Annotated in this window: 17 protein-coding genes and 1 riboswitch; of the genes, 8 read left to right on the plus strand and 9 right to left on the minus strand. The window is 73.4% G+C overall.

Translation table 11 applies throughout. The features are described from left to right. Nucleotides 1-36: 36 nt before the first annotated feature. The gene (locus SGLAU_RS09440) at nucleotides 37-666 is read left to right on the plus strand and encodes a TetR/AcrR family transcriptional regulator (RefSeq protein WP_043500090.1); all 630 of its coding nucleotides are present in this window, start codon (nucleotides 37-39) and stop codon (nucleotides 664-666) included. Nucleotides 667-1,063: 397 nt separating this feature from the next. Continuing rightward, nucleotides 1,064-2,557 (plus strand): phytoene desaturase family protein, encoded by a 1,494-nt coding sequence (locus SGLAU_RS09445; RefSeq protein ID WP_043500091.1) that lies wholly within the window; start codon nucleotides 1,064-1,066, stop codon nucleotides 2,555-2,557. A gap of 28 nt (nucleotides 2,558-2,585) precedes the next feature. Here SGLAU_RS09445 and SGLAU_RS09450 read toward each other — a convergent pair whose 3' ends face one another. The 6 genes from SGLAU_RS09450 to SGLAU_RS09475 form a co-directional block, all read right to left on the minus strand. Continuing rightward, nucleotides 2,586-3,503 (minus strand): hypothetical protein, encoded by a 918-nt coding sequence (locus tag SGLAU_RS09450; RefSeq protein WP_043500092.1) that lies wholly within the window; start codon nucleotides 3,501-3,503, stop codon nucleotides 2,586-2,588. A gap of 56 nt (nucleotides 3,504-3,559) precedes the next feature. After that, nucleotides 3,560-4,483, minus strand: coding sequence for a methylenetetrahydrofolate reductase [NAD(P)H] (metF, locus tag SGLAU_RS09455; protein ID WP_043500094.1), 924 nt, complete (start codon nucleotides 4,481-4,483; stop codon nucleotides 3,560-3,562). 108 nt (nucleotides 4,484-4,591) lie between these two features. Next, nucleotides 4,592-5,248: a thiamine phosphate synthase gene (gene thiE / locus SGLAU_RS09460; protein WP_043500096.1), complete on the minus strand. Its 657-nt coding sequence runs from the start codon at nucleotides 5,246-5,248 to the stop codon at nucleotides 4,592-4,594. A gap of 107 nt (nucleotides 5,249-5,355) precedes the next feature. Continuing rightward, nucleotides 5,356-5,721 carry an Rv2175c family DNA-binding protein gene (locus tag SGLAU_RS09465; protein WP_043500098.1) on the minus strand — a complete coding sequence of 122 codons (366 nt, stop codon included), beginning with the start codon at nucleotides 5,719-5,721 and terminating at the stop codon, nucleotides 5,356-5,358. Between the two features lie 90 nt (nucleotides 5,722-5,811). Continuing rightward, the gene (locus SGLAU_RS09470) at nucleotides 5,812-7,053 is read right to left on the minus strand and encodes an NAD(P)/FAD-dependent oxidoreductase (RefSeq protein ID WP_208868900.1); all 1,242 of its coding nucleotides are present in this window, start codon (nucleotides 7,051-7,053) and stop codon (nucleotides 5,812-5,814) included. Nucleotides 7,054-7,085: 32 nt separating this feature from the next. Then, nucleotides 7,086-7,457, minus strand: a complete 372-nt coding sequence (locus tag SGLAU_RS09475; protein ID WP_043500100.1) for a hypothetical protein — start codon at nucleotides 7,455-7,457, stop codon at nucleotides 7,086-7,088. A 52-nt stretch (nucleotides 7,458-7,509) separates the two neighbouring features. Further along, nucleotides 7,510-7,621: riboswitch (TPP riboswitch) on the plus strand. Between SGLAU_RS09475 and thiO the strand changes: the two genes are divergently transcribed. From thiO to SGLAU_RS09500, 5 genes are all read left to right on the plus strand, one after another. Next, nucleotides 7,619-8,809, plus strand: coding sequence for a glycine oxidase ThiO (thiO, locus tag SGLAU_RS09480; protein WP_052413686.1), 1,191 nt, complete (start codon nucleotides 7,619-7,621; stop codon nucleotides 8,807-8,809). Its footprint overlaps the riboswitch before it by 3 nt. After that, nucleotides 8,806-9,006 carry a sulfur carrier protein ThiS gene (gene thiS, locus SGLAU_RS09485; protein ID WP_043500103.1) on the plus strand — a complete coding sequence of 67 codons (201 nt, stop codon included), beginning with the start codon at nucleotides 8,806-8,808 and terminating at the stop codon, nucleotides 9,004-9,006. Before thiO ends, thiS begins: the two co-directional genes overlap by 4 nt. Before the next feature lie 3 nt (nucleotides 9,007-9,009). Next, the gene (locus SGLAU_RS09490; RefSeq protein ID WP_043500105.1) at nucleotides 9,010-9,804 is read left to right on the plus strand and encodes a thiazole synthase; all 795 of its coding nucleotides are present in this window, start codon (nucleotides 9,010-9,012) and stop codon (nucleotides 9,802-9,804) included. 98 nt (nucleotides 9,805-9,902) lie between these two features. Continuing rightward, the gene (pknB, locus tag SGLAU_RS09495; RefSeq protein ID WP_043500108.1) at nucleotides 9,903-11,843 is read left to right on the plus strand and encodes a Stk1 family PASTA domain-containing Ser/Thr kinase; all 1,941 of its coding nucleotides are present in this window, start codon (nucleotides 9,903-9,905) and stop codon (nucleotides 11,841-11,843) included. Nucleotides 11,844-11,902: 59 nt separating this feature from the next. Then, the gene (locus SGLAU_RS09500; RefSeq protein ID WP_043500109.1) at nucleotides 11,903-12,781 is read left to right on the plus strand and encodes a deoxyribonuclease IV; all 879 of its coding nucleotides are present in this window, start codon (nucleotides 11,903-11,905) and stop codon (nucleotides 12,779-12,781) included. Nucleotides 12,782-12,806: 25 nt separating this feature from the next. Here the strand turns inward: SGLAU_RS09500 and SGLAU_RS09505 are convergent, their stop codons facing one another. Further along, nucleotides 12,807-13,439 carry a sulfite oxidase-like oxidoreductase gene (locus SGLAU_RS09505; protein ID WP_043500111.1) on the minus strand — a complete coding sequence of 211 codons (633 nt, stop codon included), beginning with the start codon at nucleotides 13,437-13,439 and terminating at the stop codon, nucleotides 12,807-12,809. 176 nt (nucleotides 13,440-13,615) lie between these two features. Between SGLAU_RS09505 and bfr the strand changes: the two genes are divergently transcribed. After that, the gene (gene bfr, locus SGLAU_RS09510; RefSeq protein ID WP_043500112.1) at nucleotides 13,616-14,095 is read left to right on the plus strand and encodes a bacterioferritin; all 480 of its coding nucleotides are present in this window, start codon (nucleotides 13,616-13,618) and stop codon (nucleotides 14,093-14,095) included. Between the two features lie 28 nt (nucleotides 14,096-14,123). Here the strand turns inward: bfr and SGLAU_RS09515 are convergent, their stop codons facing one another. Together SGLAU_RS09515 and SGLAU_RS09520 are read right to left on the minus strand one after the other, a co-directional pair. Further along, on the minus strand, nucleotides 14,124-14,348 hold the full coding sequence (locus tag SGLAU_RS09515) for a bacterioferritin-associated ferredoxin (protein ID WP_043500113.1): 225 nt from the start codon (nucleotides 14,346-14,348) through the stop codon (nucleotides 14,124-14,126). Nucleotides 14,349-14,517: 169 nt separating this feature from the next. After that, nucleotides 14,518-15,870 carry a class II 3-deoxy-7-phosphoheptulonate synthase gene (locus tag SGLAU_RS09520; RefSeq protein WP_043500114.1) on the minus strand — a complete coding sequence of 451 codons (1,353 nt, stop codon included), beginning with the start codon at nucleotides 15,868-15,870 and terminating at the stop codon, nucleotides 14,518-14,520. Nucleotides 15,871-15,991: the final 121 nt, after the last annotated feature.

Genomic DNA, 15,991 nt, shown 5'->3' on the forward strand with positions numbered 1-15,991 from the left:
CCCGCGCCCGTCGCCGTTCCTGTGAGAATCGGGGCCATGGAAAGCAGCAGCGCCCCGGCGGGCGGCAGCACGCGCCGCGAGGCCACCCGGCAGAAGCTCTACGAGGCGGCCGTCACGCTCATCGCCGAGCAGGGCTTCTCGGCCACCACCGTCGACGAGATCGCCGAGCGGGCCGGGGTCGCCAAGGGCACGGTGTACTACAACTTCGCCAGCAAGTCGGTCCTCTTCGAGGAGCTGCTGCGGCACGGGGTGGGCCTGCTCACCGCTTCGCTGCGGGCGGCGGCTGAGCGGACCGAGCGGGAGGGCGGCAGCAGGGTCGACGCGCTGGACGCGATGATCCGCGCGGGCCTGGAGTTCATCGCCCGCTACCCGGCCTTCACCCAGCTCTACGTGGCCGAGCTGTGGCGCACCAACCGGGCCTGGCAGTCCACCCTCATGGTGGTGCGCCGGCAGGTGGTGGCGGTCGTGGAGGACGTGCTCCGCGCGGGGGTGGACAACGGCGAGCTGGCCGAGGAGATCGACATCCAGCTGACCGCGGCGGCGCTGGTCGGCATGGTCCTGGTGGCCGCCCTGGACTGGCAGTCCTTCCAGCCGGAGCGCACCCTCGACGACGTGCACGCGGCGCTGTCCCGGCTGCTCCAGGGCCGGGTGGGCGGCCGCCGCTGAGCCGTCGGGCCGGGTGGGCGGGCGGAGGCGCCGGTCCCGGGTGGCCGCGTCCCCCGCGGGCCACTGTGCGGACCGGCGCCTCCTGTTCCCCCGTGCGTTCCCCCGTTGGAACCCCCGTCGGTCGTCCCCCGGTTCCCCCGTGCCTCGCCTCCGCCGACCGCGGCCGGCGGAAGGAGCGGATCGAGGGCCGCTCCGTTCCGGCGCCCCGTGTCGCCGGTGCCGGAGCCGCGCCCCTTCTCCGTGCCTCCACTCTCTCGTCCGCACGGGGCCGCCCCCATCCGCGCGAGTACTCATCTCGCCGCCTAGGTACGGGTACTCACCGCTGCGCGCTCACCCCCAGGCGTTCCCGGGGGTGCGGCCGGAGTGACGGCGGGGGGCGGCCGATAAAGTCGCCGGCATGGCACGGATTGCGGTGATCGGCGCCGGGATGGGCGCGATGGCGGCCGCCGCCCGGCTGGCCGTCGCGGGCCACCGGGTGGCGGTGTACGAGCGGACGGAGACGTACGGCGGCGCGGTGCGCCGGCGGGAGCGGGAGGGCTTCTCCTTCGACACCGGACCGGGGCTGCTGCCGCTGCCCGCGGTCTACCGGGACCTGTTCGTCAAGACCGGGAAGGAACCGCTGGAGTCCTGCGTGGAGCTGGTCCAGGTGGATCCGTCGGCGCTGCACGTCCTCCCGGACGGCACGGCGGTGCCGCTGCCGAACGCCTCCCGCGCGGGTGTGGTCAGCGCCCTGGACGAGGCCCTGGGCGCGGGGGCCGGTGAGCGCTGGGGCGACTTCCTGGTGCGGGCCCGGGAAGCCTGGGACCGCACCCGCAGGCCCCTCCTGGAGGAGCCCCGATGGCCGAACTGGCAGGTGCTGGCCGAGCGCGAGCCCTACCCGGCGGTCCCGCACCGGAAGCTGCTGCGCACCCGCCGCGCGGGCACCCTCGCCGAGATCGGCGCCTGGGAGCTGCGCGACCCGCGGCTGGCCGCCCTGCTGGAGAGCCACGCGCTGGCGTACGGCCTGGACCCGCGCGCCGTCCCGGCGAGCGCGGCCGTGCTGCCGTACATGGAGCACGCGTTCGGCACCTGGTACGTCCGCGGCGGGCTGCGGGAGCTGGCCCGGGCGGTGTACGACCGCTGCGTGGCGCGCCGGGTGGAGTTCCACTTCGGTGCCGGGGTGTCGCGGGTGCTGGAGAAGGACGGCCGCGCGGTGGGCGTGGAGCTGGCCGGGGGCGCGGTGGCGGACGCGGACTTCGTGGTCGCCGGGGTCGATCCCGGCACGCTCGGCCGGCTCGCGCCGGGCCTGCCGGTGCGGGACGGGGACGGTGTCCCGGCCCGGCACGGGCTGCCGAGCCGGCTGACGGTGCTGCTGGCGCTGCGCGGCGGCCGGCCGGCCGGGACGGCGCACCGGACGGTGGTGCACGCGCCGGACCGGGACGCCGAGCTCCGTCACCTGTTCGACGGCGGGGCGGCGGCGGCGCCCACGGTCACCGTGCTGCGGCCCGACGACCCCGCGCTGGTCCCGGACACGGGCCACGAGGCGGTCACGCTGACCGCCGCGGTCCCGGCGGGCGCCGCCCCGCGGGAGCTGCGGGAGCACGCGGAGCGAATGCTGGCCGTCGCCGAGCGGGCCGTGCCGGGTCTGCGGGACCGTGTGCTGTGGCAGGAGGTGCGCACGCCCGCCGACATCGCGGAGGCGACCGGCGTGGCGGACGGGTCGGTCCCGGCGCCGGCGCTGGCGGCGGGCGGGGGACGGCTGCTGCACCCGGCCAACTCCACCGGGGTGAGCGGTCTGTTCACCGTCGGCGGCTGGTCGCACCCCGGCGGGGGGCTGCCGCACGCCGGCATGTCCGGCGCGCTGGTCGCGGGACTGATCGTGGAGGGTCCGGAGTTCCGGGGCTCCCGGTGAGCCCCGGCGGCCGTGTGGTGCGGACGGCTCAGAAGCGGTACTGCTCGTCGTAGCCCTGGCCGTGCGTCCGGTCGTCGCCGGGGTGGCCGTACGGCTGCTCCGGCGGGAGGTCGCCGCCGAACGGGTCGTCGGTGGTGCGCTGCTGCGGGACCCACACCCCGCCGGACGGGGTCTCGCCGCCGTAGCCGCCGGGGGCGAACTGGCCCTGGCCGTGGGCCTCCTGGCCGTACTGGAGGTCGTAGGCGGGGTCGTACCCGGCGCTGCTGTAGGTCTGGGTGCCGATGTACGGGTCCGAGTAGGCGGCGTACTGCTGCCCGCCGGTGGTGTCGTAGCCGTAGCCCTGGCCGTAGCCGGAGTAACCGTCGTAGCCGTAGCCCTGGTCGGCGGTCTGCGCGGTGGCCGCGTACTGGTCCTGGGGGCGGTCGCCGCCCGGGTACGCGGGGTCTCCGTACACGCCGTAGGAGCCGGTGTCGTCGGGCATCGGCTGCGGCTCGTAGACGGCGGTGGTCTCGGCGGCCGACGGTGCGGCGGCGCGGGCCGGGGTGAAGACGTCGTCGCGGTCGTCGTCGCCGTAGAGGCCGTCGTCGTCACCGTGCGTGGCGTCGGCGTGGTCGCCCGCGCGGAGGTCGGACACCTCCAGGGTGGGCTCCTGGCGGTCGCGGCGGTTGCGTTTGCCGCCGCCGGACGCCGGGCGGCCGGTGACCGCCCAGCCGGCGGCGAAGCCGCGGCGGAACGACAGCGTGACGTAGGTCTGCCCGACCGCGAACGCGGCCGCACCCAGCCCGATCACGACGACGGACGGGATCAGCACACCGACGACGACACCCAGGAAGCCCGCGAACGCCAGCAGCCGCCAGCGCAGTCGGGCCTTGTACTGCAGCAGCACCTCACCGAGCAGCCACAGCGCGACGATGCCGAACGCGATGTAGAGGACCGTCCAGCCCATGTACGCCCCTCTCCCAGTGGCCGCTACGCAGTGTGTCGTAAGACCGTGCGGCCGGTCTAGGCCTGCGGTGGGTGGTGCAGGCCCAGGTTCTCGTAGATTTCCAGCGTCGCCGTGGAGTTGTTGAGCGTGATGAAGTGCAGTCCGGGCACTCCCTCGGACAGCAGCCGCGCGCAGAACTCCGTGGCGAAGTCGATACCGATGGAGCGTACAGCGGCCGGATCGTCTTTGGCTGTGAGGATCCGCTCTTTCAGGACGGCGGGGAACGCGGCGTTGGTGAGGGACGGGATCCGCTCCAGCGTCTTCACGCTGCCGATGGGCATGACCTCGGGGATGATCGGCGTGTCGCAGCCGGCCGCCGCGACGCGGTCGCGCAGCCGCAGGTAGTCCTCCGGGTGGAAGAACATCTGGGTGATCGCGTAGTCCGCGCCCGCCCGGCACTTGTCGACGAAGTGCCGGACGTCGGAGTCCCAGTCGGTGGAGCGCGGGTGCATCGCGGGGAAGGCCGCGACGCCGACGCAGAAGTCGCCGGAGTCCTTGATCAGCTCGACGAGTTCGGCGGCGTAGGTGAGGCCCCGGGGGTGCGGGACCCACTCGCCCATCGGGTCGCCGGGCGGGTCGCCGCGCAGCGCGAGCATGTTGCGGATCCCGGCGTCGGCGTACTGGCCGATGATGTTGCGCAGGTCCGCCACCGAGTGGTCGACGGCGGTGAGGTGGGCGATCGGCGTGAGGGTGGTGTCCGAGGCGATCGCCTCGGTCGCCTTGACGGTGCCGGCGCGGGTGGAGCCGCCCGCGCCGTAGGTCACGGAGACGAAGTCGGGTGCCACGGCCTCGACCCGGCGCAGCGCGTTCCACAGCATCCGCTCGCCCTTCGGGGTCTTCGGGGCGTAGAACTCGAACGAGTACGTCGTCTTGCCGGTCGCGAGCATGTCGCGCACGGTCGGAGCGTGATCCGACCTGGTGGATGCGGTGCCGAGGGCCATACGGGCAGGTTAGCCAGGGGGCGGGGGTCACCCAACCGGAGGCGGGGAATTTGCCCGATTCGTCACTTTGTTGTCCACCCCTTGGACACATCCGTGGACAGCGGCCCGCTACGCCTCCCGCAGCCGCTTCGCCAGCTCCGCCGCCGCGGCGCCGGGGTCGTCCGCCTCGGTGATCGCGCGGACCACGACGACCCGGCGGGCCCCGGCGGCCAGCACCTCGTCGAGGTTGCCGAGGTCGATGCCGCCGATGGCGAACCAGGGGCGGTCGGTGCCCAGGGCGGCCGTGTAGCGCACCAGGCCGAGGCCGGGGGCGTGGCGGCCCGGCTTGGTGGGGGTGGGCCAGCACGGGCCCGTGCAGAAGTAGTCCACGCCGTCCTGGACGGCCGCCGCGGCGGCCTCGGACTCGGCGTGGGTGGAGCGGCCTATCAGCACGTCGTCGCCGAGGATGGCGCGGGCCGCGGGCACCGGCAGGTCGCCCTGGCCGAGGTGGAGCACGTCCGCGCGGGCGGCGTGGGCCACGTCCGCGCGGTCGTTGACCGCGAGCAGCTTGCCGTGCCGGGCGCAGGCGTCGGCGAAGACCTCCAGGTGCGCCAGCTCCTCACCGGCCTCCATGCCCTTGTCGCGCAGTTGCACGATGTCCACGCCGCCGGCCAGGACCGCGTCCAGGAACTCGGGCAGGTCGCCCTCGCGCCTGCGGGCGTCCACGCACAGGTAGAGCCGGGCGTCGGCGAGCCGCGCGCGGGCGGTGGCGGCGGTGTCGGGCATGGGTGTCCCCCCGTTGTCGACGGTGTACGGGCCGCGGTCCGGTGCGCGCCGCGGCCCGTACTCCGGGTGGTTGTGCGGATCAGTGTGCTCGGATCACACCACGAGCGTCACACGGCGAGCGCCTGGGCCCGGCGCTTCACCTCCGTGCCGCGATTCTCGCTGAGGGCCTGTGCGGGGGTGCCGGGCAGGCTGTCGTCGGGGGTGAAGAGCCACTCCAGCATCTCTTCGTCCGTGAAGCCGTCGTCCCGCAGGAGCGTCAGGGTCCCGGACAGGCCCTTGACGACCTTGTCCCCGTCGATGAAGGCGGCGGGGACGTGCAGCGCGCGGTTCTCCCCCCGGCGCACGGCGATGAGCTGGCCCTCCTTGACCAGCTGCCGGACGCGCGTCACCTCGACGCCGAGCATGTCGGCGATGTCGGGGAGGGTGAGCCAGGCGGGGACGAGAGCATCGATCTTTGCGTCAATCTCGGTCACGTACCAAGCCTGCCATCCCGCACCGACAGTCGGTACCCGGGGCGGTCGCGGCAGGGCCGACGGAGTGGCGGGCGGGGTGCCGCCGGCCGGTCAGGCCGTCGCCGACTTCAGCGGCCGGCTCGGGTCCGTGAGCAGTTCCGCGTCCATCGGGGTGCCCGATTCGATGAGGCGCCGGCCCTGGGCCAGGTCCCTCGGGCGGCCCACCGCCAGCAGGGCGACCAGTCGCCGTTCGCGCAGCCAGCAGACGGACCAGGCCGGCCCCGAGGGGTCGCCGCGCCACAGGAGGGTGTCGGCAAAGGCGTGGTGCCCGGCGTACTGGACGAAGCGGCCGAACTGCTCGGACCAGAAGTACGGGACCGGGTCGTAGACGGCGGGGGGCTCCCCGGTGGCGGTGCCGACGATGTTCGCGGCGACCGTGCGGGGGCCCTGGAGGGCGTTGTCCCAGTGGTGCACGAGCAGGCGCTCGCCGTAGCGCCCGGAGGGGAAGGACGCGCAGTCCCCGACGGCGTACACGTCCGGGGCGGAGGTGCGCAGACCGGCGTCCGCGACGACCTCGCCGTGCGCACCCAGCTCGATGCCGGAGCCCGCCAGCCAGGCCGTGGCGGGGCGGGCGCCGATGCCGACGACCACGGCCCCGGCGGGCAGCCGCGTGCCGTCGCCGAGGACCACCGCGCCCGGCTCGACGCGCTCCACGCGCGCGTGGGTCCGCAGCTCGGCCCCGGCGTCGGCGTACCAGGCGGCCATCGGGGCGGCCACCTCCGCGGGCAGCGCCCCGGCGAGCGGCCGGCCGGCGGCCTCCACGACGGTGACCGCGCAGCCCGCCTCCCGCGCGGCGGTCGCGAACTCGGCGCCGATCCAGCCGGCGCCGACGACCACGATGTCGTGCTGCCGGCCGAGCACCGGCCGCAGCCGCTCGGCGTCGTCCAGGGTGCGCAGCAGATGCACGCCGGGCACGCCCTCGGCGCCCGGCAGCGGGACCGGCGCGGCGCCGGTGGCGACGACCAGGACGTCGTACGGCACCGGTCCGGCCTCGGTGTCCAGCTCGTGGCCGGCGGGGCGCACGCCCAGCACCTCGCGGCCGAGGCGCAGCTCGATGCCGAGCGCCTCGAAGTCGACGTCGAAGGCGGAGCCCTCGGCGGTGCCGAGCAGGACAGCCTTGGACAGCGGTGGCCTGTCGTACGGCTGATGGGGCTCCGCGCCGATCAGGGTCACCGTGCCGGTGAAGCCCAGTTCGCGCAGGGCGACCGCGGTCTGCACCCCGGCCATGCCCGCGCCGGCCACGACCACCCGCCGCGGTGCGGACGGTTCCCGTTGCTGCGTCTGCTCGCTCACCTGATCACCATAGACACCTGACAGACCGTCAGTCAGCGGCCGTCACCCGTGACCTGCTGCACATCCGCGGGAATCTCCTCGACCACGCTCGTCCCGCGGCCGGGCCGGGACTCCCACTCCCAGGTCTCCTCCAGCCGCACCCGCCCGTCGGGCAGCTCCACCACCCGGGACACGCAGTGCCCCGAGGACGTGGCCCCGTCGCGCGTGAGCTGGACGTACCGGAAGTCCAGCCGGTCGCCCTCCCGGGTACCCACCAGGTGCCCGCGGACGACGTCGCCGCCCGCGTACTCGGCCCAGACCTCGCCGTCCCGCTCGTGGTAGGCGAACCGCGTGCGCGTGCCCACCTGGCCGGGGTCCTGGTCGGCGACGGGGGCGAGGACGAGACCGTCCAGAGTACGGGCCACGGGCGGAGGCTCCCTTACTGAGACGTGCGGCGGCGGGCTAGGGTGGCCAACGTAGAGCACTCGCGGGAGCCCGGACGCACCGGGCTGAGAGGGAGGCTGGCGGCCTCCGACCGTACGAACCTGATCCGGGTCATGCCGGCGAAGGGAGGGGCTGGACGCCCATGTCGCGTACGTCCGACACATCAGACGTCGGATCCGACGTCACCCCCGACGTCCTGGTCGTCGGGGGCGGAATCATCGGCCTGGTCACGGCCTGGCGGGCCGCGCAGCGCGGGTTCGCCACGGCGGTGCTGGACCCCGAACCGGGCGGCGGGGCCGCCCAGGTGGCGGCCGGGATGCTCGCCGCCGTCACCGAACTGCACTACGGCGAGGAGACCCTGCTCGGCCTGAACCTCGCCTCCGCGCGCCGCTACCCCGAGTTCACGGCCGAGCTGACCGAGCTGACCGGGCAGGACCTCGGCTACCGCAGGTGCGGCACGCTCGCCGTGGCGCTGGACGCCGACGACCGCGCCCACCTGCGCGAACTGCACGCCCTGCAACGGCAGTCGGGCCTTCGGTCGGAGTGGCTGTCGGGGCGCGAGTGCCGACGCCTGGAGCCGATGCTCGCGCCGGGTGTGCGCGGGGGCCTGCGGGTCGACGGCGACCACCAGATAGACCCGCGGCGGCTCGCGGCGGCGCTGGTGACGGCGTGCGAGCGGACGGGGGTGGCGTTCCACCGCGTCCGCGCGGAGCGGCTCACCGTCGTCCGGGACCGGGCCACGGGCGTCGTCACATCCGACGGGACCGTGCTGTCCGCCGGGCAGGTCGTCCTCGCCGCCGGCAGCCTCAGCGGGCGGCTGGCGGGCGTCCCGGCGGAGGTCCTGCCGCCGGTGCGGCCCGTGAAGGGGCAGGTGCTGCGGCTGACCGTGCCGGTGCGGTACGCGCCGTTTCTGAGCCGGACCGTCCGGGCCGTGGTCCGCGGCAGCCACGTCTACCTGGTGCCGCGCGAGAACGGCGAGCTGGTCGTCGGCGCGACCAGCGAGGAGCTGGGCTGGGACACCACGGTGACCGCGGGCGGCGTCTACGAGCTGCTGCGCGACGCCCACGAGCTGGTGCCCGGCATCACCGAGCTGCCGCTGACGGAGACCCGCGCGGGGCTGCGCCCCGGCTCCCCCGACAACGCGCCGCTGCTCGGCCCCACCGCCCTCGACGGCCTGCTGCTGGCCACCGGCCACTACCGCAACGGGGTGCTGCTGACCCCGGTGACCGGCGACGCCCTCGCACACGCCCTGACCACCGGTGAACTGCCGGAGGAGGCCCGCCCGTTCTCCCCCCGGCGCTTCACCGCCGCACTCACGGAGCAGCCCGCATGAACATCTCGGTCAACGGCGAGACCCGCGAGGTCGCGCCCGGCACGGCCCTCGACACCCTGGTGCGCACGCTCACCGCGGCGCCCTCCGGAGTGGCCGCCGCCCTCAACGAAACCGTCGTCCCGCGCGCGCAGTGGGCGACGACCGCGCTCTCCGACGGAGACCGCGTCGAAGTCCTCACCGCCGTCCAAGGAGGCTGACCCATGGCCGACGACCCCTTCGTCCTCGGTGGTACGACCCTCACGTCCCGGCTGATCATGGGCACCGGCGGCGCGCCCAGCCTGGAGGTCCTGGAGCGGGCCCTGGTGGCCTCCGGGACCGAGCTGACCACGGTCGCGATGCGGCGGGTGAACCCGGAGGTGCACGGCTCGGTGCTGTCCGTGCTGGACCGGCTCGGGATCCGGGTGCTGCCGAACACGGCGGGCTGCTTCACCGCAGGCGAGGCGGTGCTCACCGCGCGGCTGGCCCGCGAGGCGCTCGGCACGGACCTGGTCAAACTGGAGGTCATCGCCGACGAGCGCACCCTGCTGCCGGACCCGATCGAGCTGCTGGACGCCGCGGAGACACTGGTCGACGACGGGTTCACGGTGCTGCCGTACACCAACGACGACCCGGTGCTGGCCCGCAAGCTCCAGGACGTGGGCTGCGCCGCGATCATGCCGCTCGGCTCGCCCATCGGCTCCGGGCTCGGCATCCGCAACCCGCACAACTTCGAGCTGATCGTGGAGCACGCGCGCGTGCCGGTGATCCTGGACGCGGGTGCCGGCACGGCGTCCGACGCGGCGCTCGCCATGGAACTGGGCTGCGCGGGTGTGATGCTCGCCTCGGCGGTCACCCGGGCGCAGCAGCCGGTGCTGATGGCGGAGGCCATGCGGCACGCGGTCGAGGCGGGCCGGCTGGCCCACCGCGCGGGCCGCATCCCCCGCCGTCACTTCGCCGAGGCGTCCTCCCCCGTGGAGGGCCGGGCCCGCCTGGACCCGGAGCGCCCGGCCTTCTGATCCACCGGCGCCCGGGGACGGTCACAGGTCTGCTGCAGTCCGCCCCCGGGACACCCGGAGCGGCAGGCCGCGCCGGTGGCGGCTCGTAGACTCACCGCGTGGACACGACCCTTCAGGACCCTCTGGTCGGGCAGCTGCTCGACGGGCGTTATCGCGTCGAGGCGCGGATCGCGGTCGGCGGGATGGCCACGGTCTACCGGGCCGTGGACACCCGCCTCGACCGCGTGCTCGCGCTGAAGGTGATGCACCCCACGCTGGCGGCGGACGCCTCGTTCGTGGAGCGGTTCATCCGGGAGGCGAAGTCGGTGGCCCGGCTCGCCCACCCCAACGTGGTGCAGGTCTTCGACCAGGGCGCCGAGGGGGCGTACGTCTACCTGGCGATGGAGTACGTCGCCGGGTGCACCCTGCGGGACGTGCTGCGCGAGCGGGGCGCGCTCGCGCCCAGGGCCGCGCTGGACATCCTGGAGCCGGTGCTGGCCGCCCTCGGCGCCGCGCACCGCGCGGGCTTCGTGCACCGCGACATGAAGCCGGAGAACGTCCTCATCGGGGACGACGGCCGGGTAAAGGTCGCCGACTTCGGCCTGGTCCGCTCGGTCGACACGGTCACCAGCACCACCGGCGCCGTCCTCGGCACGGTCTCCTACCTGGCCCCCGAGCAGATCGAGCAGGGCACCGCCGATCCCCGCGTGGACGTCTACGCGTGCGGCGTGGTGCTGTACGAGATGCTGACGGGCGGCAAGCCGCACGCTGGGGACACGCCCGCCCAGGTGCTGTACCGGCACCTCCACGAGGACGTGCCGCCGCCCTCCGCGGCCGTGCCGGGCCTGGCGTACGCGCTCGACGAACTGGTCGCGTCGGCGACCGCGCGGACCCCGGGGATGCGGCCGCACGACGCCGTGGCGCTGCTCGCGCAGACCCTGGAGGCCCGGGCGGCACTGAGCGACGAGCAGCTCGACGCGGTCCCGCCGCAGGCGCTGGCGGCCGGGCACGACAACGCTGAGGACCGCACCAGCGTGATCCCGCGCTCGCTGACGGTGCCGCGCCCGCTGCCGGTCGACGGGGACGGTGAGGACGCCGCACCGCCGGTCGACCGGACCAGCCGGCTGGAGCGTCCGCCCGTCCCGCCCGCGCCGGCGCCCCGGCGCCGCCCCCGGCCGCCGCGCGCGGTCGTCACGCTCGTCGCCGCCGTCCTGCTGGTCCTCGGGGTCGGCGCGGGCGTCTGGTACATCAATTCCGGCCAGTTCACGCGGGTCCCGCCGGTGCTGGCGAAGACGCAGGAGCAGGCCGAGCGGCGGCTGGAGGACGCCGGTCTCGAGGTCGGTGACGTCGAGCACGCCTACAGCGACACGGTCCGGCGGGGCACCGTCATCAGCACCGACCCCGAGCCGGGCAGCCGCATACGGCAGAACGACTCGGTGAAGCTGACCGTCTCCGACGGCCCGCAGACGGTGAAGGTGCCCGACCTGGCGGGCTACCGCCTCGACAAGGCGCGCAGCGTGCTGGAGGACGAGGGCCTGGAGCCCGGCATGGTCACCCGGGAGTTCAGCACGGACGTCCCGAAGGGCTTCGTGACCGGCACCGAGCCGGTGGCGGGCACCGAGCGCAAGGCGGGCTCCGCGATCGCGCTCACCGTCAGCAAGGGCAGCCCGGTCGAGGTCCCGGACGTCGGCGGCAAGGACCTCGCCGACGCCCGGGAGGAGCTCCGGGAGGCCGGTCTGAAAGTACGGGTCGCCGAGCGGCAGGTGCACTCGGAGTACGACAGGGGGCAGGTCGCCCGGCAGAGCCCGGGCCCCGGCGGGCAGGCCGCCCAGGGCGACACGGTGACCCTCACGGTCTCCAAGGGCCCGGTGCCGGTCGAGGTCCCCGACGTGGTCGGGGACAGCGTGGACGACGCCAAGGACGCGCTGGAGGCCGCCGGTTTCCAGGTGGACGAGGACCGTGGTCTGCTCGGCCTGTTCGGCGACACCGTCAGGAGCCAGTCGGTGGAGGGCGGCGAGACGGCACCGAAGGGCTCCACGATCACGATCACCATCCGCTGAGATGCGGCGCACACGCTCCGCGGGCGGGGGCACGGGACGGTCCATGACACCCTGAACGGGTGAAGAGCGAAGTTCCCGGTCCCCTCCGCAATCCCGTCGGCAGTCACGTCCCCGTGGCCGGCGGCCTCAGCTCCGTGGGCCTGTCGTACGCCCGTGAACTGCGGGCGGAGACCGTGCAGGTCTTCGTCGCCAATCCGCGCGGCTGGGCCACGCCGGCCGGCGATCCGCGGCAGGACGAGACGTTCCGGGCGGCCTGCGCGGCGGAGTCCATACCGGCGTACGTGCACGCGCCGTACCTGATCAACTTCGGCTCGCCCACCGAGGCGACCGTGGAGCGGTCGGTCCGGTCGCTGCGGCACTCGCTGCGGCGCGGCCGGGAGATCGGCGCGCTCGGTGTGGTCGTGCACACCGGCAGCGCGACCGGCGGGCGGGACCGGCCGGTGGCGCTGAAGCAGGTGCGGGAGCACATGCTCCCGCTGCTGGACGAGCTGACCCACGACGACGACCCGTTCCTGCTGCTGGAGTCGACGGCCGGGCAGGGCTCGTCGCTCTGCTCCCGGACCTGGGACTTCGGCCCGTACTTCGAGGCGCTGGACGCCCATCCGAAGCTGGGTGTCTGCCTGGACACCTGCCACATCTTCGCCGCCGGGCACGATCTGACCGGCCCGGGCGGGATGCACCAGACCCTCGACCTGCTGGTGGACACCGTCGGCGAGGGGCGGCTGAAACTGATCCACGCCAACGACTCCAAGGACGTGGTGGGCGCGCACAAGGACCGGCATGCCAACATCGGCGCCGGCCACATCGGCGAGGACCCGTTCCGGGCGCTGATGACGCACCCCGCCACCGAGGGCGTGCCGCTGGTCATCGAGACGCCCGGCGGCAGGGAGGGGCACGCCGCGGACGTGGAGCGGCTGAAGAAGCTCCGCGAGATGTGAGCCGGACGTCCGGGGAAAGCGCAGGTCAGAGCTCGGGGCCGTCCCCGGGCTCCTCCTGGTACGAGTAGCGCTGTTCCTTCCACGGGTCGCCGATGTTGTGGTAGCCGCGCTCCTCCCAGAAGCCGCGGCGGTCGGTGGTCATGTACTCCACCCCGCGGACCCACTTCGGGCCCTTCCAGGCGTACAGGTGCGGCACCACCAGGCGGAGCGGGAAGCCGTGCTCGGCGGTGAGCAGTTCACCGTCCTTGTGGGTGGCGAAAATCGTGCGCTCGTCGGCGAAGTCGGACAGGCGCAGGTTCGAGCTGAAGCCGTATTCGGCCCACACCATCACATGGGTGACGTTCCGGGCGGGCGGCGCGATCTCCAGGATGGTCCGCGCGGGGATCCCGCCCCACTCGGCGCCCAGCATGCTGAACTTCGTCACGCAGTGCAGGTCGGCGACCACGGTGGTGTACGGCAGGGCCGTGAACTCCTCGTGGGTCCAGCCGTGCTTCTCACCGTCGGCCGTGGCCCCGAAGACCCTGAACTCCCAGCGCTCGGGCCGGAACTTCGGCACCGGACCGTAGTGCGTCACCGGCCAGCCGCGCTGCACTCGCTGCCCCGGCGGAAGCTCGGACCGTGCTGCTTCTCCTGTTTCGCGCTCCACCGGATGACCCATGTCTCCATCCTGACAGACCCCGGCCGGTGCACATGACCGCGCAGGCCGGGAATCGGGCAACCAGCAGTAAGCATGCACTTACTTACTAAGTACGCACTTACTGGACGATCTTCGAGAGGCGGTGCAATCATGCGGCGGCAACCTCCCCGTTCCTCCGTGTGGAAGGAGCCTCTGCGATGCAGGGCGACCCCGAGGTCATCGAGTTCCTCAACGAGCAGCTGACCGGTGAGCTGACCGCGATCAACCAGTACTTCCTGCACGCCAAGATGCAGGAGAACTTCGGCTGGACGAAGCTCGCCAAGTACACGCGGCACGAGTCGTTCGACGAGATGAAGCACGCCGAGGTGCTGACCGACCGGATCCTCTTCCTGGACGGGCTGCCGAACTACCAGCGGCTGTTCCACGTGCGGGTCGGGCAGACGGTCACGGAGATGTTCCGGGCTGACCGGGAGATCGAGGTGGAGGCGATCGACCGGCTCAAGCGCGGGATCAAGGTGATGCGCGAGAAGGGCGACATCACGTCGGCGAACATCTTCGAGTCGATCCTGGAGGACGAGGAGCACCACATCGACTACCTCGACACCCAGCTCGACCTGATCGACAAGCTGGGTGAGGCGCTCTACCTCGCGCAGCTGATCGAGCAGCCGGAGAGCTGAGCGGCCGGAGCGCCGGTCCGCCGGGGGGTCAGGCCGCCTCGTCGAGGCCGGCGAGCACCGGCTTGCCCTGGTCGGCCAGCTCCCGCCGGGGGCACGCACCGCGGCCGAGGATCGCCTGGATGCGGCGCACGCACGAGCCGCAGTCCGTACCCGCCTTGCAGGCGGAGGCTATCTGGCGGGGGGTGCAGGCGCCGTTCTCCGCGTGCTGCTTGACCTGCTGCTCGGTGACGCCGAAGCAAGAGCAGACGTACACGCGGTTCACCTCCCGCAGGGATCGCTTGAGTGGTGCCGTCCCCGTTCGTCGGTGAGGCTAACCTAACCTTACCTACGCCGCAGGACCCGCGAAAGAGCGGTGGGGCGCGGATCGTATGTGATCCGCGCCCCACTGCATGGCTGAGAATCGCCGGTCAGCGGCCGGAACCTCACTGGTCCCGGTACATCTCCGCGACGAGGAAGGCGAGGTCGAGGGACTGGCTGCGGTTGAGGCGGGGGTCGCAGGCGGTCTCGTAGCGCTGGTGGAGGTCGTCGACGAAGATCTCGTCGCCGCCGCCGACGCACTCGGTGACGTCGTCGCCGGTCAGCTCGACGTGGATGCCGCCGGGATGGGTGCCCAGCGCCTTGTGGACCTCGAAGAACCCCTTGACCTCGTCGAGCACGTCGTCGAAACGGCGGGTCTTGTGCCCGGAGGCCGCCTCGAAGGTGTTGCCGTGCATCGGGTCGGTCACCCACGCCACCACCGCACCCGACGCGGTGACCTTCTCCACCAGCTCCGGCAGCCGGTCACGGATCTTGTCCGCGCCCATCCGCACGATGAACGTCAGCCGCCCCGGCTCCCGCTCCGGATCGAGCCGCTCGATGTACCGCAGCGCCTCCTCGGCCGTCGTGCTCGGACCGAGCTTGATCCCGACCGGATTGCGGATCTTCGACGCGAACTCGATGTGCGCCCCGTCCAGCTGCCGGGTCCGCTCACCGATCCACACCATGTGCGCCGACACGTCGTACAGCCGCCCCGTGCGCGAGTCCACCCGGGTCAGCGCCGACTCGTAGTCCAGCAGCAGCGCCTCGTGCGACGCGTAGAACTCGACCGTCTTGAACTCCTCCGGGTCCGCCCCGCAGGCATGCATGAAGTTCAGCGCCTGGTCGATCTCCCGGGCCAGCTGCTCATACCGCTGCCCCGAAGGCGAGGAACGCACGAAGTCCTGGTTCCAGGCGTGCACCTGGCGCAGGTCGGCGTACCCGCCGGTGGTGAACGCCCGCACCAGGTTCAGCGTCGACGCCGAGGCGTGGTACATCCGCTTCAGCCGCTGCGGGTCCGGGATCCGCGACTCGGGCGTGAAATCGAACCCGTTGACCGAGTCCCCCCGGTAGACCGGCAGGGTCACCCCGTCACGCGTCTCGGTCGGCTTGGAACGCGGCTTGGAGTACTGGCCGGCGATCCGCCCCACCTTCACCACCGGCACCGACGCCGCGTACGTGAGCACCGCCCCCATCTGCAGCAGCGTCTTGAGCTTGTTGCGGATCTGATCGGCGGACACCGCATCGAACGCCTCGGCACAGTCGCCGCCCTGGAGGAGGAACGCCTCACCCCTGGCGACGGCCGCCATCCGGGCACGCAGCTGGTCGCACTCGCCCGCGAAGACGAGCGGCGGATACGACTCGAGGTCCGCGATCACTGCGCGCAGAGCCTCGGGGTCGGGGTACTCGGGCTGCTGCGCCGCGGGCAGGTCTCGCCAGGTGTTGCCAGCGCTCGCGCTGGTCTTAGCGTTCACGGTCACGACCTCAACATTACGGGGTGATGTCCGGGCTTCCGGACCCCGCCCAGCAAATGAGACGGACCCGACGGTCCCCGGACAGCCGGCGGGCCCGCACCCCCGGCCGGGCCGGGGGTGCGGGCCC

This window comes from Streptomyces glaucescens (assembly GCF_000761215.1).
Taxonomy (GTDB): domain Bacteria; phylum Actinomycetota; class Actinomycetes; order Streptomycetales; family Streptomycetaceae; genus Streptomyces; species Streptomyces glaucescens_B.

What these genes read in the sequence shown, in the direction of transcription:
- thiO (WP_052413686.1), top strand. Translation starts at nt 7,619, where the DNA reads ATGTCGCGTACGTCCGACACATCAGACGTCGGATCCGACGTCACCCCC.
- SGLAU_RS09440 (WP_043500090.1), top strand. Translation starts at nt 37, where the DNA reads ATGGAAAGCAGCAGCGCCCCGGCGGGCGGCAGCACGCGCCGCGAGGCC.
- metF (WP_043500094.1), bottom strand. Translation starts at nt 4,483, where the DNA reads ATGGCCCTCGGCACCGCATCCACCAGGTCGGATCACGCTCCGACCGTG.
- bfr (WP_043500112.1), top strand. Translation starts at nt 13,616, where the DNA reads ATGCAGGGCGACCCCGAGGTCATCGAGTTCCTCAACGAGCAGCTGACC.
- SGLAU_RS09445 (WP_043500091.1), top strand. Translation starts at nt 1,064, where the DNA reads ATGGCACGGATTGCGGTGATCGGCGCCGGGATGGGCGCGATGGCGGCC.
- thiS (WP_043500103.1), top strand. Translation starts at nt 8,806, where the DNA reads ATGAACATCTCGGTCAACGGCGAGACCCGCGAGGTCGCGCCCGGCACG.
- SGLAU_RS09490 (WP_043500105.1), top strand. Translation starts at nt 9,010, where the DNA reads ATGGCCGACGACCCCTTCGTCCTCGGTGGTACGACCCTCACGTCCCGG.
- SGLAU_RS09450 (WP_043500092.1), bottom strand. Translation starts at nt 3,503, where the DNA reads ATGGGCTGGACGGTCCTCTACATCGCGTTCGGCATCGTCGCGCTGTGG.
- thiE (WP_043500096.1), bottom strand. Translation starts at nt 5,248, where the DNA reads ATGCCCGACACCGCCGCCACCGCCCGCGCGCGGCTCGCCGACGCCCGG.
- SGLAU_RS09505 (WP_043500111.1), bottom strand. Translation starts at nt 13,439, where the DNA reads ATGGGTCATCCGGTGGAGCGCGAAACAGGAGAAGCAGCACGGTCCGAG.